We start from the raw sequence: 26,062 nt of genomic DNA, 5'->3' as shown, positions 1-26,062 counted from the left end.
AGGGTGACCAGTGGGTTCGAGGGACGACCGAACGACCCGTCGATGAACGCGCCCGGACCGCAACAGTCCGGCCGCTCGGACGAGGCGGTGCCGACCGAGCGGATACATCGCCGACCGCCGGAACCGCCACGACGGGCACCGGCGAGCGGTCCCGACGCGGACGACGCCGTGCCCACCCAGGCGATCCGGCGCACCGATCCTCCGAACGAATCCGCGCAGACGGAGATGTTCCACCGGCGACCACCCGCCCCCGGGAGGCAGGACTGGGCCGGGCAGGATGCGGCCGCGCAGTCCGAACCGACCCGGCAGCTCGACCTCGGTGGGCCCGCGAACCCCGCGCCGCCACACCGCCCCGGTCCCGGTTTGCCGCAGCGTGAACCCGGCCCTCCCGGCGGCCCCTCGGGGCCCCGGCCCGGTCCGCCGCAGGGCGGGGGGAATATGCCGAATCACGGTCCGGTGCCGGGCATTTCGCTGCCACCGCAGACCTCGAATCAGCCGGGCGGCCGCCCGAATCCCCAGGGTGGCGCCGGGCAGCAGCCCGAGCCGACGCAGTGGCTGAACCTCCCCTCGGGCGAGCCCACCCGCCAGGCGGGCGCAAGCAATCAGGCCGGCGCAGCGGGCTTTTCCCCCGATCAGCGCACCCGCCAGCCCAATCCCGGTGCAACGCAGGCATTCTCACCGCACGATGCGGGTTGGGGACGGCAGCCCGAACAACCCTGGCAGCTCGGCGTCCCGGCGACCGGACGCGAATCCACCCGGTCGGCAGCCGCACCGCCCTCCGGCCCGCCGACGACCATGATCGAGACCAAGACCCCCGACGGGCCGCCGCCCGGCCGCAACCGCAAAGCGTGGATCTTCGCCGGAGTCGGCGCCGCGGTCGTGGTGGCCGCCGTGGCCACCCTGGCGGTCGTGGCCGCGGGCCAGCGCTCCGACAAGGCCGAGGCCGGCACGCCGACACAGGCCGCGGCACCGTCCATGATCAGCGCCCTGACCAGCACCGGTAGGAATGCGCCCAGCACGAGCCGGTCGGCCCCGACGACCACAGCGGGCCGCGCGGCATCCTCGGAACCGTTGGTCCCCGGGTTTCAGACCGTCCAGGTTCCCGAGCGCGGCGCGGCCTACGACATCCCCAAGGATTGGAAGATCGAGGCGGGCACCAGCACGCTGGGCCAGTCGCCCGACCAGCTGGTGATCGCCGGGCTGGCGCAGGACGGCAAGGACTACTGCCCCAGATCCGTGCGCACCAACTCCTTCCTGACCATGTCACCGCACGCGGACCCGGCCGCCGCGGCCGCCGATATCGGCATGCGCATGGTCAAGATCGGCTGGCCGACCGCCACCGGCGCCAAACCCGCACCGGCCGAACAGGTCGTCTCCCTGGACGGTCAGCTGCACGGCAGCTTCGTCGAAACCACCGGCGGCGGCACCTCCCCGGCCCCCGGCTGCGCCAAGACCTTCGCGGTCTACACGTTCGCCTTCCCCAGCGAGAACGGCAATTTCGTGATCGCGGTCACCGGCGACACCGGCATCCCCAAGGCCGTCGACAAGGAGACCGCGAAGAAGATCGTCACCAGCATCCGCCCCCTCCCGAACCGATGACCAGCCGATTTAACGTCTGACGGACCCCTGCTGTAAGCTACGACAGGTTCGCCTCACGGGGTGTGGCGCAGCTTGGTAGCGCGCCTCGTTCGGGACGAGGAGGTCGCAGGTTCAAATCCTGTCACCCCGACTCGTGTGTGGAGACACGACACGGCTCCCAGCCTTACTCAGCTGGGAGCCGTTTTCGTTTCAGCCGCCCACCCCCAGGGCCGTGAGTAGCACCAGCACCACGGTTGCGACCGCGAAGACGCCGTGGCCGCCGACGATGGCGACCGGGAAATGCTTTTCGGCCGGTTCGGGCTGGACTGCAGTGGCTCCGACCGCGGGCGTGGTCGCGGCGGTGGCGGTTATCCGGGACCGGTAGACCGGGAGCCAGCGGATCAGCATGAAGAAGCCGAGCAGCGCCACCGGGATCAGCAGGCCGAACGCGATCCAGGCCAGGACGTCGGAGTCGACGACCAGATACACGATCCAGACGATCAGTCCGGCCGCCGCCAGCAGAAAGTGCGCGAAGAGCACCGGCGGCGGCAGGTGGGTCGAGCCGGGTTGTCGCACACCGCCTTTCGAGATCCACGTGCCGAGCAGAACGAAACCACCGCCCGCGGTCAGCAGCCAGGTAATCAATGCCGCGATACCCATATCGGTCTCCTAGGGGAGTTCAGCGCCGGAATCCGGCGGCCTGGTCGGCCTGCTCGGCCACCCGCACGCCGTAGTGGTAGGCGAGTTTGCCGCCGAGGTAGCCCGAGACCGCCAGCACCACCAGGCTCACCACCGTCAACAGCAGCGGGCCCAGTGCGACGGCGCCGTGCGGCCCCCCGCCGGAGCTACGCCACAGGAAAGCGATGGCGAAGGCGACGGTCACCGCCAGATTCAGGCTCATGTGCAGCAGCCCGGTCCGGAAAGCGGGCGTACCGGTCGGGATCCCCAGCAGATCGAGGAACCCGATCGCGGCCGCGGCCAGCGCACCCACCACGCCGATGGCGATGAGCCACAGCGCCCCTCGGGCGAGGAAGTCGGGGTCGTCCACCAGGTGCGACCCGATGTCGAACACCAGACTCGCCATCCAGGCGCCGATCGGCACGGTCACCAGGATCGGATGGAACGGATGCCCATAGGGCCCGGCCAGCATCGCGCTCACAGGGCGTTTGGCCTGCTGCAGATCGCTACTCGGCGCCATGCCGACCGGGTACCCACGACATTTCGGATATCACCTTCGTCGTTCCGCGGCGAGCGTGGGCATGTGAGGGGCACGGCCCCGGGATGTGAGAGCCACAGCCCACGGACGCGAGAGCCACAGCCCACGGACGCGAGAGCCACAGCCCACGGACGCGAGAGCCACAGCCCAGCCGGGAGGGCAGGGGGCTCATGATTCCCTGTTGTTCCGGCCCCCCAGGGCCGGAACAACAGGGGTGGTCAGCGGAGGCGGAGGCGGCGCATCAGGCGGAGGGTTAGGAGGGTGGTGCGGAGTTGTTTTTCTATGGGCATCTTGGCTCGGGCGGAGAGGACCTGGACCTTTTGGATGCCGATGTTGATGGTGTCGGTGTACTTGAGTAGGCCCGCGTCGCCGTGGCGGTTGCCGACGCCGGACTCCTTGACGCCTCCCGACGGGGTGGCCTTGGCGGAGTAGGTGGCCACGTAGCCGTCGTTGATGTTGATGTTGCCGGCCTCGAGTTGATCGGCGATCTTCTTGGCGCGCGCCCGGTTTCGGCTCCAGACGCTGGCGTTGAGGCCGTAGGTGGTGGCGTTGGCCTTGCGGATGGCCTCCTGCTCGTCGCTGAAGCGGTACACCGTTACCACCGGGCCGAAGGTCTCCAGCGTGGCGTGGACCATATCGGGCGTCACGTCGGTCAGCACGGTCGGCTCGTAGAACGCCGGGCCGAGATCGGGCCGCGGCTTACCGCCGGTGAGCACCTTCGCACCCTTCGCGACGGCATCGTCGACGTGCGAGGCCACCCGCTGCATCTGCTCCACCGAGACCAGCGAACCGAATTCGGGCGTGTAGTCGTAGGTCGCCCCCGCCTTCGAGCCCAGTTCCTCGGCATCGGCGACGAAGCGGCGGACGAATTCGTCGTAGACCCGATCGTGTACATAGATGCGCTCGATGTGCATACACGCCTGCCCGGTATTGCCGTAAACGGCGAACACCGCACTCGGAATCACCTCGTCCAGATCCGCATCATCGAGGACGATCATCGGGTTCTTGCCACCCAATTCCAGGCTGCACCCGATGAGGTGACGCCCGGCCAGCTCACCGAGGACACGACCGGTGGCGGTGGATCCGGTGAACATGACGAAATCGGAGTTCTCCACCAGGCTGGGCCCGACATCCGGGCCGGTCCCGCACACCACCTGAACGAGCCCCCGCGGCAGTCCGGCCTTGTACAGCAGCTCCACGCCGAACAGCACGCAGAGGGCAGTCTTGTTGTCCGGCTTGAGCACCACCCCGTTGCCCGCGATCAGCGCCGGCACCGAATCCGACAGCGACACCGCGAACGGGAAGTTCCACGGCGAGATGACCGCCACCACGCCCTTGGGCCGATGCTGTTCGATCGAGGTGGAGATGATCGGCATCGGGCCGCCGCGGCGCACCGGCTTCAGCACCCGCTTGGCGGTCTTGAGGTAGTGGCTGATCACCATCGGCACATCGCACGATTCCTCCGAGGCCATGCGGCGCGTCTTACCGGACCCGATCTGGATCAGATCGGCGATGGTCTCCTGCTCGGACAGGATCAGCTCATGTGCCCGCTCGAACACCGCCAGCCGACGCCGCAGCGGCCAGGAGGCCCACTCCTTCTGCGCGGCACGGGCATTCGCGGCCGCCGCGGCGACATCCTCGGGTGAGGACTGCGGCAGCTCACCCACGACCTTGCCGGTGTAGACCTCGATCATCTCGTAGGGTTCGCGCTTCTCCCCGGCCGCGCCCGCGGTCACCATCCCCGTCAGCCGGTCGATGAGCGCTGTCGTGATCCGCGGCGGCAGCGTCGCCGTGCCGCTCTGCGTGGTTGTCGCCATAAGGATCTCTCCATCCACTTGCCGCCCGTGACGGCGGTCACCATGTTTCAAACTAGAACACGTTATTGTTTGGGACAATGTCGCGGAGTAACTTCTTCGGTAAAGAGCAGGTAATCGCCCAGAGAAAGAGGGTCGGCCATGGCGACGGCAGCCACTGAAACCGGTAGCAATACAGAACCGCATGCCCTGATCGAGCGGCGCGGGGCCACGCTGATCGTCACCATGAACCGTCCCGCCGTCCGCAATGCGCTGTCCGGCGAGATGCTGGAGCTGATGGTGCAGGCGTGGGACACCGTCGACAACGATCCGGAGATCCGCTCCTGCATCCTCACCGGCGCGGGCGGCTCGTTCTGCGCGGGCGCCGACCTCAAGGCCATGACCAAGCAGGATCCGGCCGAGAATATGAGCAGCGGCGGCGGCTTCGATCCGACCTACATGCCCGGCCTGCTCAAGGGCCGTCGTTTGACCAAGCCGCTGATCGCCGCGGTCGAGGGTCCGGCCATCGCCGGGGGCACCGAGATCCTCCAGGGCACCGATATTCGCGTGGCGGGGGAGAGCGCGAAATTCGGTGTGTCCGAGGCGCGTTGGAGCCTGTTCCCGATGGGCGGCTCTGCGGTGCGGCTGCCCCGCCAGATCCCGTATACCGTCGCGGCCGACATCCTGCTCACAGGCCGTCACATCACCGCCCGCGAGGCCGAGGAGATCGGCCTGATCGGCCACGTGGTGCCCGATGGCACCGCACTGGACAAGGCCCTGGAGCTCGCGGAGCTGATCAACGCCAACGGCCCGCTGGCGGTGCAGGCGATCCTGAAGACCATGCGCGACACCGAGGGTCTGCACGAGAACGACGCTTTCAAGATCGACGCCGAGCTGGGTCTGGCGGTCTTCCGCAGCGAGGACGCCAAGGAGGGCCCACGCGCGTTCGCCGAGAAGCGCAAGCCGGAGTTCAAGGGCCGCTGAGGATCCCGGCGAAAAGAACGCCGGGACGGTGTGAGGCCACGCCGGGACGGTGTGAGGCCACGCCGGGACGGTGTGAGGCCACGCCGGGACGGTGTGAGGCCACGCAGCCCTGGTGTGAGGCCACGCCGACATGGCGGCGGCCCACACCAGGGCGGCTTGCGTCGGTCGAATCACACGTTCGGCTTCACCAGGCGGATGATCTGCTTGCGCAACAGGTTCGGCGTGAAGCGGCGCGCCAGCACCATGACGTGCGCTTGGCCGGGGAAGATGTACAGGGGCATCTTGGATTTGGCCAGCGCCTTCTCCATGGCATCGACGACCTTCTCCGGCGACATACCGCTGCGCCCGGCGAGCACCGCCGGATCGACGGCCCGGACCCCTTCCAGGAACGGGGTTTCCACGTGCGGCGGACACACGCACAGTAGCCGCACCCCACTGCCGTGCAGTTCCTGATACAGCGCGTCGACATAGCCGATGACGGCGAATTTGGAGGCCGCGTAGGCCGCCAAGCCGGGTGAGGACAGCCAGCCCGCCATCGATGCAAACAGCACGACGGTCCCCGAACCCGCATTGCGCATGGCCGGGATCACCGCCTGGCACACATTCACCGTGCCGAGGTAGTTGACCTCGATCAAGCGCCGAACTTCCGAAATGTCCTGGGTGAGCGTGCCGCCCACGCGCGCGAAGCCCGCGGCGTGCACCACATGGTCGATCTGCCCCAGATCGGCCCGCACCTTCTCCACCGTCGCCTGCACCGCGTCGGTATCGGAGACGTCGCAGACGTAGGTGCTCGTATTCGGCGAGTGACGAGCGGTCTCGGCCAGCCCGGTCTCGTTCAGATCGACCGCGGCCACGCGATACCCCGCCGCGGCCAGACGCTGAGCCACGATGCGCCCCATCCCGCTGGCGGCACCGGTCACCAGTGCAGTCTTACTCATCCAACCTCCTGAGCATCGACGATGGCGTCGGGCAGCAGGCACCGCCGACACCTCCAAAGTAGAACACGTTCTTGTTCTGGGCTCCAGGCTTTCGGGGTCGAATCCCGTTGAGCGGGATGGCCGTCGTCGCTGCTCAGCCCACCTGATGGTCCGGTTCGCGGCTCGCGGCGTACGCCTTGGCCCAGCGGTAATCGGGTTTGCCGCTGGGGGTGCGCCCGACCACCTCGGCCACCCAGATCCGGCGGGGCAGCTTGTACCCGGCCAGGTGCGTACGGACATGGCTTTCCAGGGCGTCGAAATCGACCGATCGCGCATCCTCGGCGGAGACGACGGCGGCGACCTGCTGCCCCCAGCGTTCGTGCGGCACACCGATCACAACGGCGTCGTAGATACCGTCGTGGGCCTTCACCACCGCCTCCACCTCTTCGGTGAAGACCTTCTCGCCACCGGTGTTGATCACCATATTGCCGCGGCCGAGCAGCGTGATCGCGCCGTCGGCCTCGACCCGGGCGCGATCGTCGGTCACCACCATGCGAACGCCGCCCACGGTCCGAAACAGCTTGTCCGACTTGGCCCGATCCTTGTAGTAGCCCAGCGGCACCGAACCGGTCTTGGCGATCCAGCCCTCGCCGCCGGGACCGACGGGATGCCCGTCGTCGTCCACCACCACCGCCCCGCGCCCGGTCTGCACCCGCGGTCCGCGCGCCGGATCGTCGTCCTTCTGCGCGAACCCGATTCCGCCGAAACCCGTTTCCGAGGAGCCGATGGAATCGGTGAGGATCGCTTGCGGAAACAGTTCCAGCAGTGCGTTCTTCACCGGCTGGGACAGCAGGGCGGCGCCGGAGCCGATGCTCACCAGGCTCGAGGCGTCCACGGGCGCCGCCCGGTAGGCGTCCAGGAGCGGACGGGCCATGGCATCGCCGGTGATGACGAGAATATTGGCCCGCTCCCGCGCCACCTGTTGCCACACCTGGGCGGGGTCGAATCTCGGCTCCAGCATCACCGCCTGCCCGGACCACAGCGCGGTGAAGGTCGGCATCATGGCCGCGGCATGGATCAGCGGCGGCAGCACGAACCACACCATCGGCTGTCCCTGCGCGCCGGTGCGGGACTGCTGATATTCGTCGGCGACCGGTTCGCCGGTGAAGAAGTCGATGCCGCCGCCGAGCACCCGCCACATGTCCTCCTGCCGCCACATCACCCCCTTGGGCAGGCCGGTGGTGCCGCCGGTGTACATCATGAACAGGTCATCGGCGCTACGCTCGCCGAAATCCCGTGCTGTGGAAGTGGTTTCGAATGCATGTTGGTAGGGCACCGACCGGCTCGGCAGGCCCGCCCCACCCGCATCGTCCTCGACGACGAGCGCGTATTGGATCGCCGGGGCCTGTTCGAGCACCTGATCGACCACCGGGGCGTAGCACCGGTGGTGGACCAGCGCTTCCAGATCGGCGTTGTCGAAGACGTAGCGCAGCTCCTCGGCGCCGTAGCGATAGTTGATATTGATCGGCACCGCGCGCAGTTTGAAGCAGGCGATCAGGGTTTCGATGGTCTCGATGCTGTTGTGCATCTGGAACCCGACATGGGTGCCGACCCCGATGCCGACGGCGGCCAAGTGGTGGGCGAGCTGGTTGGCGCGGCTCTCCAACTGGCGGAAGGTTTTTCGGCGCCCACCCTGGATGAGCGCCACGCGATCGGGCATGGCGTCGACGGCGTGCTCGAACAGGTCGGCGAAGTTGTTCGGCATGGCGGGTCTCTCTCGCTGGGGGTTACACGACGGTCAGCGGCAGCGGCCGGCGGTCGCCGAAGACGAAGTCGGCGCCGGTGCTGAAGCGGGTGACGGCGACCTCGGGCGCCTGCGGAAACGGCCGTTCGGCCGCGCCGATCTCGATCACCAACTCGGTGTCGTCGACGGAGCGGAGGCGGGCGTCGTAGTGCGGATCGACGCCGCGAGCCATGGCATTCACCGGGTCCAGATGGTCGGCATCGATCAGGGCGGGCCAGCCGCCGTCGGCCACGCCCGCACAGTCGCGCCCGAGCCGCAGCACCACGCTGTCGTGATGGACCGCGATATCGATGTCGATGTAGGGCAACGGATTCCAGGCCGGATGCAGGCGCAGCACTCGCGCCAGAGCCTCCGGGTCGCCGCCCAGACACAAGGCTCGGCGCAGTCGCTCGGAGGTGAGCCCGGCGATGCCGATGAACTGTTTCCGCGCGATCTCGGTCGTCCGTGGCCGGTCGGTCCGCGAGCGCACGGCGACCAGGAAGCCCAGGGTCAGCAGGTGCTGCTGCAAACAGACCTCATCGGCAAGGCGGACGAGCGCCGATTTCGAGAAGTCGGCGAACCGCAGATCGCTCAACAGCGGTCCGGCGTAGTCGGAGCAGCCCGGATCGGAGGGATCGATCGGCGCCAATTCGACTCGGGCGGCGGCCGATTCGGCGATCAAAGCCGCATTCTCGGGTTCCTCGGGCGGCCGGTGCGCCGGATCGATGATGACCGTCCACGCACACACCGGCGTGCGATCGGCCGGTCGCCGCGGCGGACGGTGGATCGGCCGCACCTGAGCATGGGGGTTGGTGGCCAACGCCGTCGCGTCGAAGGTGGGGTCCTCGATGGTGTGGCACATGGCCACCACGAAGTCCTCCCCCATCGGTTCGACATCGGCCAGTGCCCCGCAGTGATCGAGCCAGAATTCGCCGTGATCGTGATCGTCGACCCGGAACCGGAAGTCCATGAACTGTGGGGGCGCGCCGATATCGAGCTGCAGCCCCTTGAATATGGTGTCCACGCCGTCCCCGGGGATGCGCAGCGCCCGCCGCATCCTCCGGGTGTAGACCGGACTGGCCAGCTGCCACTCTTCGATGGCTATCTCCGCCATGCCGTCGCGACCGAATGCCGCGATGGAATGCGCCATACCGGACCTGTCGATGAGATGTCCGCACAGCAGCAGCTCCGGGACCAGCACCGCCAGTTCGGCCCGGGACAGCTCGGCGAATCGGCTGGACGACATGTCGCTCACCACAAGGGAACCGGGGATTCACCGATGTGGTACCACCCCTTCAGCGGTTCGCCCGACATGGACCGCTGGATACGTCGGCGCATGCCTGGCGAGAGCGCGTCGGCCGCGATCATCTCCGCGAAAAGCGCCGACACATTGCCGAAGTCGAAGAAGTCGCGCTGCCACGACCACTGGAAATTGCCGCCGTAGCGGAACCAGCTGCCGCCGATGCCCGCCGTGGAGTAGTGGCTGCCGTCGGCGCGGGTGGCGTCGCTGACCTGTCGCCAGAAACCGATCACGCTGCCGCTACGGTCATCGACGACGAATTCCTGATAGGGGTAGGTCCAGCCCTCCAACCCGGCCATCTCCTGCCCGAGGGCCAGTTCGCGGATCTCGTCCCGGCCGACGGCCATGAACTCCTGGGTGGGCCCGTAGTTCCACCCGTAGGTGGCGTCCTCGGTGTACATCTGCGCCAAAGGTCGCCAATCCCCTTGCGCCTCACAGCGTTCGTTCTCCTCCACCCACCGGCGCACCATCTCGTCCAGCTCGTCACGAGCAACCATCATCGGTCTCCGTTTTCCTCATCCACGATCGACAACGCCTGGGTCGGGCAGTACCGCACGGCCGCGCGGGCCGCGTCGAGATCCGCGCCGGGATCCGAGCGCAGGATCTGCACCTGGCCGTTCATGGGCACGGTGAACAGCTCGGGGGCCTCGTCCTGGCAGACGGCATGGCCCTGGCACAGATCGAGATCCACCACGATGCGCATCACCGGTTCCCTTCCGTCGCAGGGGTTTCGGGCTCGCGCAGCGGGGCCTCGGGCTGCACCTCGACCAGCACCAGATGCGCGCCCCGCGGCGCGGACACCACCGCCAGCACGGCGGCGGCGATATCGGAGGCCCGCAGGAAGTAGGGGTGGCGGGCGAAGCCCCAGCGCACCCAGTCCTCGAGCAGCGGCCCGATCACTTCGGGCTCGGCGCTCATTCCCATGGCCGTCTGGGTCGGGCCCGGGCGGACCACCGAGGCGCGCACGCCGGTGCCCTCCAACTCCATCCGCAACTGACGGGCCATGGCCTCCAAACCGGTCTTGGCGGCGTTGTAGGCACCCACACCGGGCCGCGGGGTGTCCGCGCAATCCGAGCCGATCACCACGAAATCCCCGCGGCGGCGCTCGATCATGCCCGGCAGGACGCGATGGGCCAGCCGCTGCGCGCCCACCAGATGCACCTGCACTTGCTGGAGGAACTTCTCCGGATCCATCTCCCAGACGTGCCCGAATTCCAGGTCACCCGCACCGGAGACCACGACCTCGGCTGTGCCTAGGGCCTTTTCGGCAGCGGCGACGAATTCCTCGACCGAACCGCCGTCGGCGACGTCGAGCCGGTAGGCGAAGGCCTCGCCCCCGTCGGCGCGGATCTTCTCCGCCAGCGATTCACAGATCTCCACCCGGCGTGCGCCGAGGGCGACGGGATGACCGGCCTCGGCCAGCGCCACCGCGGTGGCCGCGCCGATTCCCGACGAGGCTCCGGCCACGAGCGCCGGTCTCCGCGCGGGGTGCGGTGCGAACCTGGGCATTACCGATGCACCTCCACCGGCAGTTTCGCGAAACCACGGACGTTGGTGGAGTGCACCCGCACGACACCCCCGTCGTCGATGTCGTAGGCACGCACCCGAGACACGAACTCCTGCAGCGCGATTCCCGCCTCCAGCCGAGCCAGGTGGGCTCCCAGGCAGAAATGCACACCACGCCCGAAACTCAGCAGCGCGCCCTTGTCGGACCGCTCGATGTCGTAGGTGTCGGCGCGGGCGAACACCTCCTCGTCCCGGTTGGCCGAGCCGACCAACAGCAACACCTTCTCCCCGGCCTGCACGGTGCCGCCGTGGAATTCGAGGTCGACCGCCGCGGTGCGCGCCAGGATCTGGCTCGAGGTGTCGTAGCGCAGCGTCTCCTCCACCCAGTCCCCGACCAGATCGGGATCGGCGGCGACCTTCGCGTACTGCGCGGGATCGACCGCGGCCCAATACAAGGCGTTGCCGAGCAGTTTGGTGGTGGTCTCATTACCGGCGATCACCATCAGGAACAGAAAGCCCAGGATCTCCTCGTCGGTCAGCTTGTCGCCGTCGATCTCGGCGTCCAGCAGCGCGGAGGTGAGATCCTCGGTGCGGGCGCGGCGGCGCTGGGCCAGCATCTCGGCGTAGTAGCCGACCAACTGCAGCGAGGCGTCCATCGCGGCCACCGGCACATCGAGCACGCCGTCCTCGCGGTGCATCACCAGATCGGCCAGGCGCCGCAGTTCGGCGCGGTCGGCATCCGGCACGCCGATCAGTTCGGAGATGACATCCATCGGCAGCTTGCCCGCGACATCCTCGATCCAGTCGAACCGTCCCTGCCGCAGCGCCGGTTCCAGATGCTGCAGGGTCAATTCGCGGATGCGGCCGGACATTTCGGTGACCCGGCGCGGCGTGAAACCCTTGTAGACGAGCTGGCGCATGCGCAGATGCCGCGGATCGTCCATCGCCAGGAACGACATGGTCTTGTGCGCCTTCGGCCCCCAGGCGGCCGGATCCAGCGACACACCGTTGGCACTCGACAACCGCTCGTCGTCCCGGAACCCCGCGGCGACATCCGCATGCCGCGACAGCGCCCAGAACCCCAGATCCGGATTGTGATAGAGCGGCGCCTCCGCCCGCAGCCGCCGATAAACCGGGTAGGGATCCTCGTGGAACACGTAGTCGTAGGGGTCGAACGTGAGCGGTTCCAAGGAGGCCGCGGTCATCGCCACCACCCCGGTTTCGAGAACGAGTTCATTCCTCCGACAGCGGCTCGAGGCCACCGGGAAGACACGCACCTGGACATGTGTCTGGACGGTACCACCGTCGTGTCGATCCCAACAGGGAGTTGCCGAATTTCTCGGCGATATGGCCGTTCCCAGCCAGGCGGGACATTCCCACTACCCCATCCCGGCGCACCCCATCTCATGATTCCGGTCGAAAGCACGCCGGAATGGTGAGACGGGTATTTGACTGAAACAAGTTCTTGCGCAGGAAGCGGCCTCGACCGTAGAGTCCGTACACGTGTCCAGACACGATGGGAGCTACCGATGAGCAGGCTCGTCACCGCCGACGGAACACCGCTGCTGATCGGCGGCAAACTCGTGCCGGGCGGTGCCGGGGTATTCGGCACGGTGAATCCCGCGACGGAGGAAACTCTCGGCCACGCCGCCAATGCGAATGCCGACGATATGGACGCCGCCATCGCCGCGGCTCGCACCGCCTTCGACGAAACCGGCTGGTCCCACGATCATTCGTTCCGCGCGGCATGTCTGCGGCAGCTGCGCGACGCCCTGCGCGGACACCTCGAGGAACTGCGCGAGATCACCATCGCCGAGGCGGGCGCACCGCGCATGCTCACCGGCGGGCCACAGCTCGAGGGCCCGATCGGCGATCTCGGCTATTTCGCCGAGCTGGCCGAAACCTATTGCTGGGACACCGATCTGGGAACCGCCTCCCCGATGGGCATCAAGACCGCCCGCACCCTGCGCCGCGAGGCGATCGGCGTGGTCGGCGCCATCACCCCGTGGAACTTCCCCCACCAGATCAACTTCGCCAAACTGGGCCCGGCACTGGCCGCGGGTGCCACCGTGGTGCTCAAACCCGCCCCGGACACCCCGTGGTGCGCCGCGGTGGTCGGCAAGGTCATCGCCGAGGAAACCGGCATCCCCACCGGAGTGGTCAATATCGTCACCTCCGACGATCACGCACTCGGCGCTCAACTGGTCGCCGACCCGCGCGTGGACATGATCTCGTTCACCGGCTCCACCGCGACCGGCCGAACGGTGATGTCCACCGCCGCAGCGAGTGTGAAGAAGGTCTTCCTGGAACTGGGCGGCAAATCGGCGTTCATAGTCCTCGACGACGCCGACATCACCACCGCGAGCCGCTACGCCGCCTTCTCGGTATGCGTGCACGCCGGACAGGGCTGCGCGATCACCACTCGGCTGTTGGTGCCGCGCCGGCACTTCGACGAGGCCGTTCGGGCCGCCGCCAAGACCATGGGCGGTATCGCGCCGGGCGACCCCGCCGATGCCGGAACCGTCTGCGGGCCATTGATTTCCGAACGTCAGCGCGCCCGCGTCGAACGATATCTGGACATCGCCCGGTTCGAGGGCGGCACGATCGTGGTCGGCGGCGGGCGGCCGCGGGCCGTCGACCGCGGCTACTACATCGAACCGACCCTGATCACCGGTGTGCCGAATACATCGACGGTGGCCCAGGAGGAGATCTTCGGGCCGGTACTGGTCGTCATTGCGCACGACGGCGACGACGACGCGATCCGACTCGCCAACGAATCGCCCTACGGGCTCTCGGGAGCGGTCTGGGGCACCGACCCCGAACGCATCCGCCGTGTCGCCGCGGGCGTGCGCACCGGCACGCTCAGCGTCAACGGCGGCATCTGGTACGCCGCCGACGCGCCGTTCGGCGGCTACAAGCAGTCCGGCATCGGCCGCGAACTCGGCGTGGCCGGATTCGAGGAATACACCCAGACCAAGTTGATCGCGACCGCCGAATAGGCCTGCCGATAAGGAGTGTTCACCATGGCCCGCTTCACCGGACGATCCGCGATCGTCACCGGCGCCGCGCAGGGCATCGGCGCCGCCTATGCCCGGGCGCTGGCGGGCGAGGGCGCGAAGGTCGTCGTCGCCGACCTCAACGCCGACAAGGGCGAGGAGGTCGCCAAGCAGATCGCCGCGGACGGCGGCACCGCCGTCTTCCACCGGGTCGACGTGTCCGATCCCGAATCGGCGGCCGCGCTGGCCGAATTCACCGTCGCCGAATTCGGCGGCATCGATCATCTGGTGAACAACGCGGCCATCTACGGTGAGATGAAACTCGATCTGCTGCTAACGGTGCCGTGGGACTACTACAAGAAGTTCATGGGCGTGAATCTCGACGGCGCACTGAACGTGACCCGCGCGGTGTGGCCGCACATGACCAAGGGCGGCGGTTCGATCGTCAACCAATCCTCCACGGCCGCATGGCTGTACTCGGGTTTCTACGGGTTGGCGAAGGCGGGGATCAACGGCCTGACCCAGCAGCTGGCCCACGAACTCGGCGGTTCGGGCATCCGGATCAATGCCATCGCCCCCGGCCCGATCGACACCGAGGCCACCAAGACCGTCACTCCGGGCAGCATCGTCGAGGACATGGTGAAGCGGCTTCCGTTGAAGCGCATGGGAACTCCCGACGATCTGATCGGCGCCTGCCTGTATCTGCTCTCCGACGAGGCGAGCTGGGTGACGGGTCACATCCTCAATGTCGACGGCGGACAGATCTTCCGCTCATGACCGGCAGCAGCATTCCCGTCGGCTTCATCGGCCTGGGCAATATGGGCGCGCCGATGGCCGAGCGCCTGCTGTCCTGGCCGGGCGGGCTCGTCGTCTGCGATATGCGGCCGGAGGTGCTGGACCCGTTCACCGCGGCGGGCGCCCGAGCGGCGCCCACGGCCGCAGAGGTCGCCGAACACGCGACGGTGATCTCGGTGGTGGTGGTCGACGACGCTCAGGTGCGCGCGGTGGTCGGCGGGCCCGACGGCATCCTGCGCGCAGCGAAGCCGGGCACCGTAATCGCCGTGCACTCGACCATCGATGACCGGACCGCGGTCGAGCTGGCCGCCGACTGCGCCTCGGCCGGTGTGGAATTCGTCGACGCCCCGATCAGCGGCGGCGCCCCGGCCGCACAGCGCGGCAAGCTGGCGGTCATGATCGGCGGCTCGGACGCCGCCTACGACAGGGTCCGCGAACCCTTCGGCTGCTGGGCCGACCTCGTCATCCACGCCGGTGCGGTCGGCGCGGGCACCCGGATGAAGCTGGCGCGCAACCTCCTGCATTTCGTGGCGTTCACCGCCGCCGCCGAGGCCCAGCGCCTCGCCGAGGCGGCCGAACTCGATATCACCGCGCTGGGCAAGGTGGTCCGGCATTCCGATGCGATCACCGGCGGGCCCGGCGCAATCATGCTGCGCGACACCACCTCCCCGGTGCCTCCGGACGATTTCTGGTCACCGATTTTCACCCACGTGCGCGATCTGGGTGAGAAGGATCTGTCGCTGGCACTGGCGCTGGGTGCGCGCCTGGGTATCGAATTGCCCTTGGCTCGAATGGCTCTCGATCGTCTCGGCCCCGGACTCGGGGTCGGGACCGGCGATATCGCGAAGGAGCGGTCATGACCGACGATCCGAATCGGCGACAGCGCGGCCTGGCCAAGATGACCGAGGTGTACGGCTGGGAGTTCTCCGACGGGCCGGGCGCCCATTTCGCCGTCACCGCCGACCACCTGTTCGCCGACATCTGGTCCCGGCCCGGTCTCACCGTGCGGGACCGGCGGCTGCTGCTGCTCGGTGCCCTGACCGCGCAGGGGCTGTTCGACATCGCCGAGATCCAGATCGGTGCGGCGCTGCGCAATGCGGAACTGTCCGAGGAGCAGCTGCGCGAGATCGCCCTGTTTCTCTGCCATTACGTCGGCTGGCCCGCGGGCACCAAGCTCGACGGTGTGGTGGGAAAGGTTGTGGCGCAGGAGAAGAAGAGGAGCAACCCATCATGACCGAAATCGCCACCGTGCGCCCGCAGCGGGCCGGTGCGATCACCGCGTGGGATCTCGAGGCCGATGTGGTGATCGCCGGCTACGGTGTCGCCGGTGCCGCCGCGGCCATCGAGGCCGCGCGGGCCGGTGCCGATGTGCTCGTCCTCGAGCGCACCGGCGGCTGGGGCGGCGCGGCCGCGCTGTCGGGCGGCTTCATCTACCTCGGCGGTGGGACCCCGCTGCAGCGGGCGCTGGGCTTCGAGGACTCGCCGGAGAACATGGAGAAGTTCCTGCTGGCCGCGGTCGGCCCGGGCGTGGACAAGGCCAAGATCCACGACTATTGCCAGGGCAGCGTCGAACACTTCAACTGGCTCGTCGCCCAAGGTGTTCCGTTCAAAGAGGAATTCTGGGGCGAACCGGGGTGGGAGCCACCGCACGACGAGGGCCTGATGTATTCCGGCGGGGAGAACGCCGCGCCGTTCAACGAGATCGCCACGCCCGCACCGCGCGGACATCTGCCGCAGATGCAGAACAAGCGCACCGGGGAGAAGGGCGGCGGCTACATGTTGATGAAGCCGCTCACCGACACCGCCGAAAAGCTCGGTGTGCGAGCCGAATACGACATCCGCATTCAGCGCCTCGTCGTCGACGACACCGACCGCGTGGTCGGGGTGGTCGCCAAGCGTTATGGCACAGTGCTCAATATCCGAGCCCGGCGCGGTGTCGTGCTGGCCACCGGCAGTTTCGCCTATCAGCAGCAGATGATCGAGAACTACGCGCCCCGGCTGATCGGCCGCCCGGCCGCCGCCATCGAGGAGCACGACGGCATCGGCATCCGCATCGCCCAGGCCCTCGGCGCGGATCTGGCCCATATGGATGCCACCGAGGTCGCCTTCTTCGGCGATCCACAGCTGATGGCCCGCGGCATCATGGTCAACGGCCGCAGCCAGCGCTACATCCCCGAGGACACCTATCCCGGCCGGATCGGCCAGGCCACCCTCATCCAGCAGGACAATCAGGCCTTCCTGATCATCGACGAGGCCGCGCTCGAGGAGGCACTCGGCACCGAGACCTCGACCCCGTTCTTCCGTCAGCCGCCCACCTGGGCCGCCGAATCGGTCGAGGAACTGGAAAGTGAGATGGGCCTGCCCGCGGGTGCCCTGCTGACCACGGTCGAGGTCTACAACCGGCACGCCGCGCAGGGACACGACCCGCTGCTGGGCAAGAAGCCGCAGTGGGTCAGGCCGATCGGCACTCCCCTGGCCGGTTTCGACATGCGCGGGTTCACCGCCGGTTTCACCCTGGGTGGTCTGCGCACCGATCTCGAGGCCCGGGTGCTGCATGTCTCCGGGGAGCCCATCCCCGGCCTGTACGCAGCCGGGCGCTGCACCTCCGGCATCTGCGCGGGCGGCTACGTCAGCGGTTCCTCGCTCGGCGACGGCAGTTTCTATGGCCGCCGGGCAGGTCGCGCCGCCGCCGCAGCCCCGACCGTGGCCGCCGCACGGGCCGCAGCCGTGCAGCACTGAAAGGATCACGTCCCCATGCGTTTCGGCATCGTCTTGTTCACCAGCGACCGCGGCATCACGCCCGCCGCGGCCGCCCGCGCCGCCGAGGAGCGCGGCTTCGCCTCGTTCTTCGTGCCCGAGCACACCCACATCCCGGTGAAACGGGAAGCGGCGCATCCGGTGACCGGCGATGCGAGCCTGCCCGACGATCGATATATGCGCACCCTCGATCCCTGGGTCGCCTTGGGCACCGCCGCCGCGGTCACCAGCCGCATCGAATTGGCCACTGCGGTCGCACTTCCCACCGAACACGATGCGATCACCCTCGCCAAGACCATCGCGACCCTCGACCACCTCTCCGGCGGCCGCGTCACGCTGGGCGCCGGATTCGGTTGGAACACCGATGAACTCGCCGACCACGGCATCCCCGGCGGCAAACGCCGGACCGCACTGCGCGAATACCTGGAGGCCATGCGCGCTCTGTGGACGCAGGACGAGGCGAACTACGACGGGCAGTTCGTGAACTTCGGCCCGAGTTGGTCGTGGCCGAAACCGGTGCAGCCGCGGCTGCCGGTGCTCATCGGAACCGCCGGAACCGAACAGGGTTTCCGTTGGATCGCCCGCTCGGCCGACGGGTGGATCACGACCCCCTACGAGCCCGACCTGCTGCTGCAGCGACTCACGCTGCTGACCAAGGTGTGGCAGGACGCGGGGCGCGACGGCATGCCGCGCGTGGTGGCCCTCGACGGCAAACCGGAGCCGCAGCGCCTCGCCGACTGGGCGGCAGCCGGAGTATCCGACGTGCTGTACGGCCTCCCCGACAAGCCCGAGGCCGACGTCCTGGCCTACCTCGACAGACTGTCGGCCAAGCTGGAGCCCGCCGGCTTCACTTCCTGAACAGCCTGTATCCCTTCATCCTTCAATCTTCGGAGAGTGAGCCGAGAAAGTGCGTATCGCCCTGCTGTCCTACCGCAGCAAGACCCACTGTGGCGGACAGGGGGTCTACGTCCGGCACCTGAGCCGTGGACTGGCCGAACTCGGCCACGACGTCGAGGTGTTCTCCGGTCAGCCCTATCCCGAGCACCTCGACCCGCGCGTGCGGCTCGCCGAGGTGCCGAGCCTGGATCTGTATCGCGAGCCCGATCTGTTCCGCACGCCGCGGCCCGGTGAGATCCGCGATCGGATCGATCTGCTGGAGCTGGCGACGATGTGGACGGCCGGTTTCCCGGAGCCGCGCACCTTCAGCCTGCGCGCCGCACGGTTGCTGCGCGAGCGCGTCGCCGATTTCGATGTGGTGCACGACAATCAATGCCTGGGCTATGGCCTGCTCGATATCGCGGAGCGGCTGCCGCTGGTGGCGACCATTCATCACCCGATCACCCGCGACCGGGCGGTCGACCTCGCCGCGGCGCCCTGGCGGCGCAAACTGCTCGTCCGCCGCTGGTACGGATTCCTGACAATGCAAAAGGACGTAGCACGCCGGATTCCGGATCTCATCACCGTGTCCTCGTCATCGGCCGCGGATATCGCCGACGATTTCGGTGTCGCGGCCGAGCAGTTGCGCGTCGTGCCGCTGGGCGTGGACACCGAGCTGTTCCGTCCACGCGGGCTGCGCACGCCCGGAAGGATCGTCGCCGTCGCCAGCGCCGACAAGCCTCTCAAGGGCATCGGCCATCTACTCCAAGCCGTTGCGCGCCTGCGGTTTACGCACGATATCGAGCTCCGGCTCGTCGCCCGGCTGGAGCCGAACGGGCCGACGGCCAAGCTCATCGCCGAACTTGGGCTGTCCGATATCGTCACCGTCTCCAGTGGCCTGTCCGATCTCGAACTGGCCGAGCTGCTGGCCTCGGCGGAATTGGCGTGTATTCCGTCGATGTACGAAGGGTTCTCGCTCCCCGCGGTGGAGGCGCTGGCCAGCGGAACACCGCTGGTGGCCAGCCGGGCCGGTGCCCTGCCGGAGGTGGTGGGCGACTGCGCTCACCTGGTAGAACCCGGCAATGTCGACGAATTGACCCGGGCGGTCGGCGGATTGCTGAACTCATCACAGCGACGGCAGGCGCTCGGACATGCCGGGCGCGCCCGTGCACTCGCCGTGTACAGCTGGGAAGCCGTGGCGGCACAGACGGTTTCGGTTTACGACCGGGCCATCGCACGACACGCTCCCCGGACCGACGCGGGGACGCGCACAACCGAGGAGGCGAACGCATGCTGACCGTCGACTTCGACCGCCTGGGCATCCGGACCGGCACCCGCGTCATCGATGTGGGCTGCGGTCAGGGGCGGCATTCGTTCGAGGCGTATCGGCGGGGTGCGGATATCGTCGCCTTCGACCAGAGTGCCTCCGATCTGGCCGATGTGAAGGTCATGTTCGGCGCCATGGCCGAGGCCGGGGAGGTGCCGTCGTGCGCGAAGGCCGAGACGGTCCAGGGCGATGCCCTCGCCCTGCCCTACGACGACGGGGAATTCGACGTCGTCATCGCCTCGGAGATCCTCGAGCACATTCCCGACGACGAGCGGGCCATATCCGAGCTGGTGCGGGTGCTGGCGCCCGGTGGTGCGCTGGTGGTGACGGTGCCGCGCTGGCTGCCCGAGCGGATCTGCTGGCTGCTGTCGGACGAATACCACGCCAACGAGGGCGGCCATGTGCGGATCTACCGTGCCGACGAGCTGCGCTCCGAGATCACCGCCCACGCTCTGCGATTCGTGCACGGCACCCACGCCCACGCCCTGCATGCGCCCTACTGGTGGTTGAAGTGCCTGGTCGGCGTGAACGACGACGACAATCGGTTCGTCCGGGCCTACCACCGAATGCTGGTGTGGGACATGATGGCAGCGCCGCGGATCACTCGGATCGCCGAGTCGGCGCTCAACCCGGTGATCGGTAAGAGCGTCGCGCTGTATTTCACGAAACCGGCGGTGCGGCGTGCCGGCGCCTGAGCTGCCCGCGGTCCCGGGCATCGTTACTGCCGCCCAATGCCGACGGACCGCCGAATCCATTGCCGCGGCACAGGAGAGCGGCGGGGCGATCCCGTGGTTCACCGGCGGCCACACCGACCCGTGGGACCACATCGAGGGCGCAATGGCGCTCACCGCTGCCGGGCTGCTGGGCGAGGCTCGCGCCGCCTACGAGTGGTCGGCAAGGACACAGCGGCCGGATGGCTCCTGGCCCAGGCAGTTTCGGTCCGGATCGGTCGAGGACGCCGATACCGACACGAATTTCTGCGCCTATATAGCCACAGGCGTGTGGCATTACGTGCGCTGCACCGGCGACCGCGCCTTCGCCGTGGAACTCTGGCCCACCGTGCGGGCGGCGATCGACTATGTGGTGTCTCTGCAGCAGGGCAGCAATGGCGAGATCTATTGGCTGCGTGATGCTTCCGGAGTCGTGCCCGAGGCCCTGATCACCGGCTGTTCGAGTATGTTCCACAGCATCCGGTGCGCCCTGGCGCTGGCCGAATTCCTGGGAGACTCGCAGCCGGAATGGGAGGTTGCGGCGCTGCGGCTGGGCCATGCCATCCGCCATCACCCCGAAGCGTTCGCGGAGAAGGACCGCTATTCGATGGACTGGTATTACCCGGTGCTGTGTGGCGCGTTCCGGGGTGCCGATGCCGTCTCCCGGATCGCCTCTCGCTGGCACGACTTCGTGGTTGGCGAGATCGGCATCCGCTGCGTCGACGATCGTCCGTGGGTGACCGGCGCGGAAACCTGTGAACTGGTCCTGGCCCTGGACACCCTCGGCGACCACGAGCGCGCGCACCGACTACTGGCGTCCATGCAACATCTGCGCGAAGACGACGGCTCCTATTGGACCGGACTGGTTTTCGCCGACGGTAAGCGCTGGCCGGAGGAACGCACCACGTGGACGGGCGCCGCCATGATCCTCGCCGCCGACGCCCTGTCCCGAGCCACACCGGGCAACGGCATCTTCCGCGACCTGGCCAGTACCGCCGATATCACCACCGGCTTCGCCTGCGATTGCGTTCCCACGCACCAGTGAGGTCCCGACCGGAATCTAACCAGCCCCGCCGCACCCGGCGGGGCGCTCCAGCACTCGCAGCGAGCCGGTCACCGACGCCTCGCGAAACCTCCCGCTCTCCAGGGCCTTTCGGTAGATGTGGTACGGCGCCTGGCCGCCGTCGCGGGGGTCCGGGAAGACGTCGTGGATGACCAGCGCACCGCCCGCGGCAACCCAGTGGGCCCAGCTGTCGTAGTCGCGCTGTGCCGCCTCCTCGGTGTGGCTGCCATCGATGAACAGCAATTGCAGAGGCGTGCGCCAGATCTGGGCGACCGTGGCCGAGGCGCCGACCATACCGACGACGGTGTCGGTGAGGCCCGCGCGGACGATCGAGCGCCGGAAGGTGGTCAGCGTGTCGAATTGCCCGGTCTCCGGGTCGACCAGCGAACTGTCGTGATACTCCCACCCCGGCTGATGTTCCTCCGAACCGCGATGGTGGTCGATGGTGTACACGGTCGCACCGGTTTCGCGCGCGGCGGCACCCAGATAGATCGCCGATTTTCCGCAATAACTACCGATTTCCAGAATTGTGCCGGCACCGCCGTAACGACGCGCTGCCTCGTACAGCGCCCGCCCCTCCTCCGGCGGCATGAAACCGGTTGTCCGCTCGGCGATCCCGAACAATCTCGCCGTATCCCTGGAAATCGCCGAATCGGCACGAGTCATGAACGCAAGCCTTTCTCGCCGGGGCGAGTCGAGTTGCCCCCGAAGCCGCCTCATAGTAGCATCCAGACACGTGTCCGATCCCCTTTCCAGCGAGCCCGTGCCGGTGAATTTGGAGGCCACGCGCCGCCGCCTCACCGAGAAGCAGGCCGACACCGTCGACCGGCTCACCCGGGCCGCGTTGGAAGTGTTGTCGCGCGAGGGATTCGCGGGCCTGACGGTACGCATGGTGGCCGCCGCCGCGGGCGTGGGGACGGCCACCGCCTACACCTATTTCTCCTCCAAGGAACACCTGGTCGCCGAGGTCTTCTGGCGCCGATTGGCCGCCACGACCCCGCCGAAGGACGACGGCGCCGACAACGTCACCCGAACGCTGGCGGTGCTACGCCAGATTGCCTTGCTCGTCGCCGACGAACCCGCACTCGCCGGTGCGGTCACGAGCGCGCTACTGGGCACCGATCCCGATGTCGCCCACCTGCGCACGCGGATCGGCACCGAGATCCGCAGGCGCCTCGTGGACGCCCTCGGCGACGAAGCCGACCCCGACACCGTGGAGACGCTGGAATTGTTGTACGCGGGTGCGCTGGTCCGAGCGGGCGTCGGTTACGCGTCCTATGCGGAAATTGCCGACCGCCTGGAAAAGTCGGCTCTGCAGGTCCTGCGGAGCTGACGACGGGGCCTCGGCCGGCGGCCATGACAGCAACACCTTCACATGCTTGCCGTCGGATAATTCGATGGCCGCGAACGGCCGCTCGACAAACCTGTTGACCGAGTAGGGCAAGGCCCTCATCCCCGCATCCGCCCGTGCCGCAGCGATATTCACTCCCAATGTAACTGTCACCATAATCAAGAGCGCCATCGGCTTCTCCACCAGGCCGCTGACGGCGGTACGGGATCCCCGACCGGGAACACCGGTCGCCATTTTCGTCATCACGCACTCCTTCGTCACTGCCGAGCCATGGCGATAGAGGGAGTTCATAATCATCCGGCAACCATGTGGCTACCAGTGGGAAAGGTGACATATTTCCGTAAGATCATGCCAACGAAAGTGGCCGCACTCCTCGCCGCCCAATCCTTCAGATCACTCAGCGAGCAACTGTGCTGGCATCGTTCGAGAAGCCACCTGCCTCAGTGCTTGCTCAGTGGAGTTCGTCACCAGGTGGCAGGTTCGTCCTCGCGGAGTCGTTGGAGGGCGAGCTCGATCCACGCCTCGAAATGTCTGGCGAGGTCCTGGGTGGTGGCGGGGCGAATGGTGATGTGTTCGCGGGACTGCTGCTGCAGGTAGCGGCCATCGTCGGTGACGTCGAACCATCCGAAGGCATACCACGGGTCGCAGCGGCGGTACAGGGGTGCGGCGATCAGCCCGGCGACGCCGGTGCCGTCGAACGGGCGGTGAGTCAGGCGTTCGAACCGTTCCTGCGGGCTGTTCCGAGTATTTCCGTAGCCGTGGTTGCGCGAGCGCAGGTCCTCGACGTGGAAGTTGTCCGGCTTGGCCTTTCCGGGAGGCGCCGACGGCAGGATGGCGGCCAGACGACCGGGCAGCTGCTCCGTGCGAAACAACCGACAGCGGATGGGGCCGTCCACGTCATCTGCGGCGGTCTGGGTGAGCATGACCGCGTGGTAAGGCGTGCGGGCACCGAGAACACGGTATTCGCGGGGTCTACCCTTACCGAGAACGGTTGAGTAGCCCGTGATTTCGATGCGCAGCTCGGATTCGGCGAGGGTATGCAGGGCGAGGTTGATCCGCTCGGTCTCCTCGGTGTCGTAGCGGGCGCGCACCGCCTCCCGGTGGGTGGCGACCTCATCCTGGGTAACCAAACGGCTCGTGTAGTGCAGTGGGTGCGGTATGCGATCCCTCCCGTCGCTATACCACAGCACCGCGAAATCATCCGGATCCCAAGTCCATTCGGCCATCCTGGATCATCCAATCACATCGTGGAACAGATACTGCCGACCTGGGCGCTCCGCCGCCACGGAATCGGCGGTGGCCGGACATTCAGCGAAGCACCGCGCCCGCGCAACAGCCGCGATCGGCGGTCAGCTAGAAGGCTTCTCCGGATCTGTGGAGTCACCACCGAGCACGCCGCCCGGGATCGTCTTCGGAGTGGGGCCGAGCAGTTCCTCGGTGTTCTCCATATTCCGAAGCCACTCGGGGACTTCACGATTCCGTTCTTCGTCCTCGGATTTGCCTCGGCCAGGACCCAATCCACCCATCCCAGGCATACCCGGCGCGCCGGGACCACCCATCGTGCGACCGGCGGCGGCTGCCGCGCCCGGACCTGCGACCGGTGCACCGGGCATGCTGCGTCCCGGGCCGCCCCGCTCGGAACCGGTTGAGCCACCAGACAAGCCGCCGGGGCGACCGGCACCACCACCGATTCCTCCATAGCCGCCGACGCCACCGCCCGGCCCACCCGAGTAGCTGCTGGGAGTGGTTTGCGTACCCGCCGCCGAGGTACCCACCCCGGGGTTTGCCCCGCTTGGCAGGGTGGCAGCCGGAGTCGTCGGTGACGCCGACGGATCGAGACCGGCGGGAGAGGTAGCCGCCGGATCCTGAGTCGGGAGCTCCGTGGGCTGATCGCCGGGCTGCCGAGGATCCCCGGGCTGGTCCGGGACACCTGGGCCGACCGAGTCGTTGCCGGGTCCGCCGGGACGAACACCCGGGCCAATCCCGATGTCTCGCTTCGTCTCCGGCGGCTCGTATAGCGGGTTCGTGGGGCTCTCGGGTACCGGGAGCAGCGGTATCTGCAAATCCGCCTGTTTGAACGACTCGCCGTAAAAATTCGCCATAGCCTCTCGGGCGGCGGCCTCGCACTCATTGCGCACGGCAGCGGAACTCGGACCGTGCCACACTCCCAGGTTCCAGCTCCGCGGGTTCCAAGGAGCGCCGCCGTCAGGCGGCCGGTCCACGGCGTTCCTGGTGTTGGTGACCCCATCTACCGCCAGCGACACCCGTTGGGCGAGATCCTGCAGCGGCTGGCTCAGCGCGAGGGCCCGCTGCGCGTAATTGGCGATCACTTGCCGAGACTTCTCGGCGGCAGGACCGTCCCACGCTGCTGAACTCGAGTGATGGATTCGGCCCGCGAAGTAGTCCACTGCTGCCGACCATCGCTGCGCGATCTGCTTGTATTCGTCGGAGCCCTTATTCGCCTCGGACGGATCGAGGGATACGAATGAATTGTAGATTTTCCAGTGGGTCCAATTGTCCCGCCACTCCCCTTGTCCGGAGATCTTCGGCGGCTCATACGCCCCGGTCATGAATGCCCCAATGTAGGAGGTTCAACGCACGCCGACGCCGTCAGCGTACCGATCGGGCTGGGCGCCACAGTCGCCATCAACTCTTTGTACCGAGCGGCGAACTCCTGATCCGTTTCGATGTATTTCTGAGCGATCGTGCGGTGTAGATTCTGGATGTCGTCGACTATTCTGTAGTGCTGCTCGAGAATGTCGAACACGTTGTTATTCGTGTCCTTGCCAGGATCCACGATCTTGGCCTTGCCTCGGAATCGGCCGACCAAGGTACTCGCCGCGTTCAGGCCCTCCGTGGTCTCACCGAGACCCCAGTGCTCGCGATCGGAGATGTTCTGAGCGACAGCTTGAAGATAGCGGATCTCATCTTTGAATGCTTGGCAGTCGCGTTCGATATAGACGAACTCGTCGGCGTTGACTCGCACCTCTTGGCTGAAGCTGACGGTCAACTTGCCGTCCTGCGCATCCTTGATCAAGCTGGCCAACGGCCCCGGTGGCGCAGGCGCCGCATTCTCACCCATGTGCGTGTTCCTCCCCAGTGGTTCCAGC

The 26,062-nt window shown here is 67.6% G+C and carries 25 protein-coding genes and 1 tRNA gene; 13 read left to right on the top strand and 13 right to left on the bottom strand.

Annotation, left to right across the window (positions count from 1 at the left end; all coding sequences use genetic code 11):
• The first annotated feature begins 3 nt into the window (after positions 1-3).
• Together IU452_RS36020 and IU452_RS36015 are read left to right on the top strand one after the other, a co-directional pair.
• Positions 4-1,599, top strand: coding sequence for a hypothetical protein (locus IU452_RS36020; protein ID WP_195113745.1), 1,596 nt, complete (start codon positions 4-6; stop codon positions 1,597-1,599).
• A 56-nt stretch (positions 1,600-1,655) separates the two neighbouring features.
• Positions 1,656-1,729 (top strand) — tRNA-Pro (locus tag IU452_RS36015).
• Between the two features lie 59 nt (positions 1,730-1,788).
• On the opposite strand, the gene IU452_RS36010 is transcribed toward IU452_RS36015, so the two are convergent.
• The 3 genes from IU452_RS36010 to IU452_RS36000 all read right to left on the bottom strand — a co-directional run bounded on the left by IU452_RS36010 (position 1,789) and on the right by IU452_RS36000 (position 4,611).
• A complete protein-coding gene (locus tag IU452_RS36010; RefSeq protein ID WP_195113744.1) occupies positions 1,789-2,238 on the bottom strand; it encodes a hypothetical protein in 450 nt (149 codons plus the stop codon).
• A gap of 19 nt (positions 2,239-2,257) precedes the next feature.
• Entirely contained in the window at positions 2,258-2,776 is a 519-nt protein-coding gene (locus tag IU452_RS36005; RefSeq protein WP_195113743.1) for a DUF2231 domain-containing protein, read from the bottom strand.
• Between the two features lie 236 nt (positions 2,777-3,012).
• Positions 3,013-4,611, bottom strand: a complete 1,599-nt coding sequence (locus tag IU452_RS36000; protein WP_195113742.1) for a succinic semialdehyde dehydrogenase — start codon at positions 4,609-4,611, stop codon at positions 3,013-3,015.
• A 138-nt stretch (positions 4,612-4,749) separates the two neighbouring features.
• Here IU452_RS36000 and IU452_RS35995 point away from each other — a divergent pair, with 138 nt between their 5' ends.
• Positions 4,750-5,571: a crotonase/enoyl-CoA hydratase family protein gene (locus IU452_RS35995; protein WP_195113741.1), complete on the top strand. Its 822-nt coding sequence runs from the start codon at positions 4,750-4,752 to the stop codon at positions 5,569-5,571.
• A gap of 170 nt (positions 5,572-5,741) precedes the next feature.
• Here the strand turns inward: IU452_RS35995 and IU452_RS35990 are convergent, their stop codons facing one another.
• From IU452_RS35990 to IU452_RS35960, 7 genes are all read right to left on the bottom strand, one after another.
• Entirely contained in the window at positions 5,742-6,509 is a 768-nt protein-coding gene (locus IU452_RS35990; protein WP_195113740.1) for an SDR family NAD(P)-dependent oxidoreductase, read from the bottom strand.
• A gap of 133 nt (positions 6,510-6,642) precedes the next feature.
• Positions 6,643-8,253 carry an acyl-CoA synthetase gene (locus tag IU452_RS35985; protein WP_195113739.1) on the bottom strand — a complete coding sequence of 537 codons (1,611 nt, stop codon included), beginning with the start codon at positions 8,251-8,253 and terminating at the stop codon, positions 6,643-6,645.
• A gap of 22 nt (positions 8,254-8,275) precedes the next feature.
• Complete coding sequence (locus IU452_RS35980) at positions 8,276-9,517, bottom strand: hypothetical protein (protein WP_195113738.1); 1,242 nt, start codon at positions 9,515-9,517, stop codon at positions 8,276-8,278.
• 5 nt (positions 9,518-9,522) lie between these two features.
• On the bottom strand, positions 9,523-10,071 hold the full coding sequence (locus IU452_RS35975) for a nuclear transport factor 2 family protein (RefSeq protein ID WP_195113737.1): 549 nt from the start codon (positions 10,069-10,071) through the stop codon (positions 9,523-9,525).
• On the bottom strand, positions 10,068-10,274 hold the full coding sequence (locus IU452_RS35970) for a ferredoxin (protein ID WP_195113736.1): 207 nt from the start codon (positions 10,272-10,274) through the stop codon (positions 10,068-10,070). The genes IU452_RS35975 and IU452_RS35970 overlap by 4 nt, the downstream gene beginning before the upstream one ends.
• Complete coding sequence (locus IU452_RS35965) at positions 10,274-11,080, bottom strand: SDR family oxidoreductase (RefSeq protein ID WP_195113735.1); 807 nt, start codon at positions 11,078-11,080, stop codon at positions 10,274-10,276. The genes IU452_RS35970 and IU452_RS35965 overlap by 1 nt, the downstream gene beginning before the upstream one ends.
• Positions 11,080-12,282: a cytochrome P450 gene (locus IU452_RS35960; RefSeq protein ID WP_195113734.1), complete on the bottom strand. Its 1,203-nt coding sequence runs from the start codon at positions 12,280-12,282 to the stop codon at positions 11,080-11,082. The genes IU452_RS35965 and IU452_RS35960 overlap by 1 nt, the downstream gene beginning before the upstream one ends.
• Positions 12,283-12,606: 324 nt before the next feature.
• On the opposite strand from IU452_RS35960, the gene IU452_RS35955 reads away from it, so the two are divergent.
• The 9 genes from IU452_RS35955 to IU452_RS35915 are packed head-to-tail and all read left to right on the top strand — an operon-like array spanning position 12,607 to position 21,583.
• The gene (locus tag IU452_RS35955; protein WP_195113733.1) at positions 12,607-14,076 is read left to right on the top strand and encodes an aldehyde dehydrogenase; all 1,470 of its coding nucleotides are present in this window, start codon (positions 12,607-12,609) and stop codon (positions 14,074-14,076) included.
• A 24-nt stretch (positions 14,077-14,100) separates the two neighbouring features.
• Complete coding sequence (locus tag IU452_RS35950) at positions 14,101-14,850, top strand: SDR family oxidoreductase (RefSeq protein ID WP_195113732.1); 750 nt, start codon at positions 14,101-14,103, stop codon at positions 14,848-14,850.
• Positions 14,847-15,728, top strand: a complete 882-nt coding sequence (locus IU452_RS35945) for an NAD(P)-dependent oxidoreductase (protein WP_195113731.1) — start codon at positions 14,847-14,849, stop codon at positions 15,726-15,728. The genes IU452_RS35950 and IU452_RS35945 overlap by 4 nt, the downstream gene beginning before the upstream one ends.
• Positions 15,725-16,102: a carboxymuconolactone decarboxylase family protein gene (locus IU452_RS35940; RefSeq protein WP_195113730.1), complete on the top strand. Its 378-nt coding sequence runs from the start codon at positions 15,725-15,727 to the stop codon at positions 16,100-16,102. The genes IU452_RS35945 and IU452_RS35940 overlap by 4 nt, the downstream gene beginning before the upstream one ends.
• On the top strand, positions 16,099-17,607 hold the full coding sequence (locus IU452_RS35935) for an FAD-dependent oxidoreductase (protein ID WP_195113729.1): 1,509 nt from the start codon (positions 16,099-16,101) through the stop codon (positions 17,605-17,607). The genes IU452_RS35940 and IU452_RS35935 overlap by 4 nt, the downstream gene beginning before the upstream one ends.
• A gap of 15 nt (positions 17,608-17,622) precedes the next feature.
• Positions 17,623-18,483 (top strand): LLM class F420-dependent oxidoreductase, encoded by an 861-nt coding sequence (locus tag IU452_RS35930; protein ID WP_195113728.1) that lies wholly within the window; start codon positions 17,623-17,625, stop codon positions 18,481-18,483.
• Between the two features lie 49 nt (positions 18,484-18,532).
• A complete protein-coding gene (locus tag IU452_RS35925) occupies positions 18,533-19,798 on the top strand; it encodes a glycosyltransferase family 4 protein (RefSeq protein WP_195113727.1) in 1,266 nt (421 codons plus the stop codon).
• Complete coding sequence (locus tag IU452_RS35920) at positions 19,792-20,523, top strand: class I SAM-dependent methyltransferase (protein ID WP_195113726.1); 732 nt, start codon at positions 19,792-19,794, stop codon at positions 20,521-20,523. The genes IU452_RS35925 and IU452_RS35920 overlap by 7 nt, the downstream gene beginning before the upstream one ends.
• Positions 20,510-21,583 (top strand): prenyltransferase, encoded by a 1,074-nt coding sequence (locus tag IU452_RS35915; protein WP_195113725.1) that lies wholly within the window; start codon positions 20,510-20,512, stop codon positions 21,581-21,583. Before IU452_RS35920 ends, IU452_RS35915 begins: the two co-directional genes overlap by 14 nt.
• A gap of 15 nt (positions 21,584-21,598) precedes the next feature.
• Here the strand turns inward: IU452_RS35915 and IU452_RS35910 are convergent, their stop codons facing one another.
• Positions 21,599-22,267 carry a class I SAM-dependent methyltransferase gene (locus IU452_RS35910; protein WP_195113724.1) on the bottom strand — a complete coding sequence of 223 codons (669 nt, stop codon included), beginning with the start codon at positions 22,265-22,267 and terminating at the stop codon, positions 21,599-21,601.
• Between the two features lie 103 nt (positions 22,268-22,370).
• On the opposite strand from IU452_RS35910, the gene IU452_RS35905 reads away from it, so the two are divergent.
• The gene (locus IU452_RS35905) at positions 22,371-22,934 is read left to right on the top strand and encodes a TetR/AcrR family transcriptional regulator (protein WP_195113820.1); all 564 of its coding nucleotides are present in this window, start codon (positions 22,371-22,373) and stop codon (positions 22,932-22,934) included.
• Between the two features lie 482 nt (positions 22,935-23,416).
• On the opposite strand, the gene IU452_RS35900 is transcribed toward IU452_RS35905, so the two are convergent.
• Complete coding sequence (locus IU452_RS35900) at positions 23,417-24,178, bottom strand: ESX secretion-associated protein EspG (protein ID WP_195113723.1); 762 nt, start codon at positions 24,176-24,178, stop codon at positions 23,417-23,419.
• Positions 24,179-25,518: 1,340 nt separating this feature from the next.
• Positions 25,519-26,034: a hypothetical protein gene (locus IU452_RS35895; RefSeq protein ID WP_195113722.1), complete on the bottom strand. Its 516-nt coding sequence runs from the start codon at positions 26,032-26,034 to the stop codon at positions 25,519-25,521.
• Positions 26,035-26,062 lie beyond the last annotated feature (28 nt).

This window comes from Nocardia transvalensis (genome assembly GCF_015477765.1).
Taxonomy (GTDB): Bacteria; Actinomycetota; Actinomycetes; order Mycobacteriales; family Mycobacteriaceae; genus Nocardia; species Nocardia transvalensis_A.
This window is presented reverse-complemented; position numbering and strand designations above follow the sequence as displayed.

What these genes read in the sequence shown, in the direction of transcription:
- IU452_RS35995 (WP_195113741.1), top strand. Translation starts at nt 4,750, where the DNA reads ATGGCGACGGCAGCCACTGAAACCGGTAGCAATACAGAACCGCATGCC.
- IU452_RS35965 (WP_195113735.1), bottom strand. Translation starts at nt 11,080, where the DNA reads ATGCCCAGGTTCGCACCGCACCCCGCGCGGAGACCGGCGCTCGTGGCC.
- IU452_RS35940 (WP_195113730.1), top strand. Translation starts at nt 15,725, where the DNA reads ATGACCGACGATCCGAATCGGCGACAGCGCGGCCTGGCCAAGATGACC.
- IU452_RS35990 (WP_195113740.1), bottom strand. Translation starts at nt 6,509, where the DNA reads ATGAGTAAGACTGCACTGGTGACCGGTGCCGCCAGCGGGATGGGGCGC.
- IU452_RS35975 (WP_195113737.1), bottom strand. Translation starts at nt 10,071, where the DNA reads ATGATGGTTGCTCGTGACGAGCTGGACGAGATGGTGCGCCGGTGGGTG.
- IU452_RS35985 (WP_195113739.1), bottom strand. Translation starts at nt 8,253, where the DNA reads ATGCCGAACAACTTCGCCGACCTGTTCGAGCACGCCGTCGACGCCATG.
- IU452_RS36010 (WP_195113744.1), bottom strand. Translation starts at nt 2,238, where the DNA reads ATGGGTATCGCGGCATTGATTACCTGGCTGCTGACCGCGGGCGGTGGT.
- IU452_RS35960 (WP_195113734.1), bottom strand. Translation starts at nt 12,282, where the DNA reads ATGACCGCGGCCTCCTTGGAACCGCTCACGTTCGACCCCTACGACTAC.
- IU452_RS35945 (WP_195113731.1), top strand. Translation starts at nt 14,847, where the DNA reads ATGACCGGCAGCAGCATTCCCGTCGGCTTCATCGGCCTGGGCAATATG.
- IU452_RS35930 (WP_195113728.1), top strand. Translation starts at nt 17,623, where the DNA reads ATGCGTTTCGGCATCGTCTTGTTCACCAGCGACCGCGGCATCACGCCC.
- IU452_RS35895 (WP_195113722.1), bottom strand. Translation starts at nt 26,034, where the DNA reads ATGGGTGAGAATGCGGCGCCTGCGCCACCGGGGCCGTTGGCCAGCTTG.
- IU452_RS35950 (WP_195113732.1), top strand. Translation starts at nt 14,101, where the DNA reads ATGGCCCGCTTCACCGGACGATCCGCGATCGTCACCGGCGCCGCGCAG.
- IU452_RS36005 (WP_195113743.1), bottom strand. Translation starts at nt 2,776, where the DNA reads ATGGCGCCGAGTAGCGATCTGCAGCAGGCCAAACGCCCTGTGAGCGCG.
- IU452_RS36000 (WP_195113742.1), bottom strand. Translation starts at nt 4,611, where the DNA reads ATGGCGACAACCACGCAGAGCGGCACGGCGACGCTGCCGCCGCGGATC.
- IU452_RS35920 (WP_195113726.1), top strand. Translation starts at nt 19,792, where the DNA reads ATGCTGACCGTCGACTTCGACCGCCTGGGCATCCGGACCGGCACCCGC.
- IU452_RS35980 (WP_195113738.1), bottom strand. Translation starts at nt 9,517, where the DNA reads ATGTCGTCCAGCCGATTCGCCGAGCTGTCCCGGGCCGAACTGGCGGTG.
- IU452_RS35935 (WP_195113729.1), top strand. Translation starts at nt 16,099, where the DNA reads ATGACCGAAATCGCCACCGTGCGCCCGCAGCGGGCCGGTGCGATCACC.
- IU452_RS35970 (WP_195113736.1), bottom strand. Translation starts at nt 10,274, where the DNA reads ATGCGCATCGTGGTGGATCTCGATCTGTGCCAGGGCCATGCCGTCTGC.
- IU452_RS35900 (WP_195113723.1), bottom strand. Translation starts at nt 24,178, where the DNA reads ATGGCCGAATGGACTTGGGATCCGGATGATTTCGCGGTGCTGTGGTAT.
- IU452_RS35910 (WP_195113724.1), bottom strand. Translation starts at nt 22,267, where the DNA reads ATGACTCGTGCCGATTCGGCGATTTCCAGGGATACGGCGAGATTGTTC.
- IU452_RS35955 (WP_195113733.1), top strand. Translation starts at nt 12,607, where the DNA reads ATGAGCAGGCTCGTCACCGCCGACGGAACACCGCTGCTGATCGGCGGC.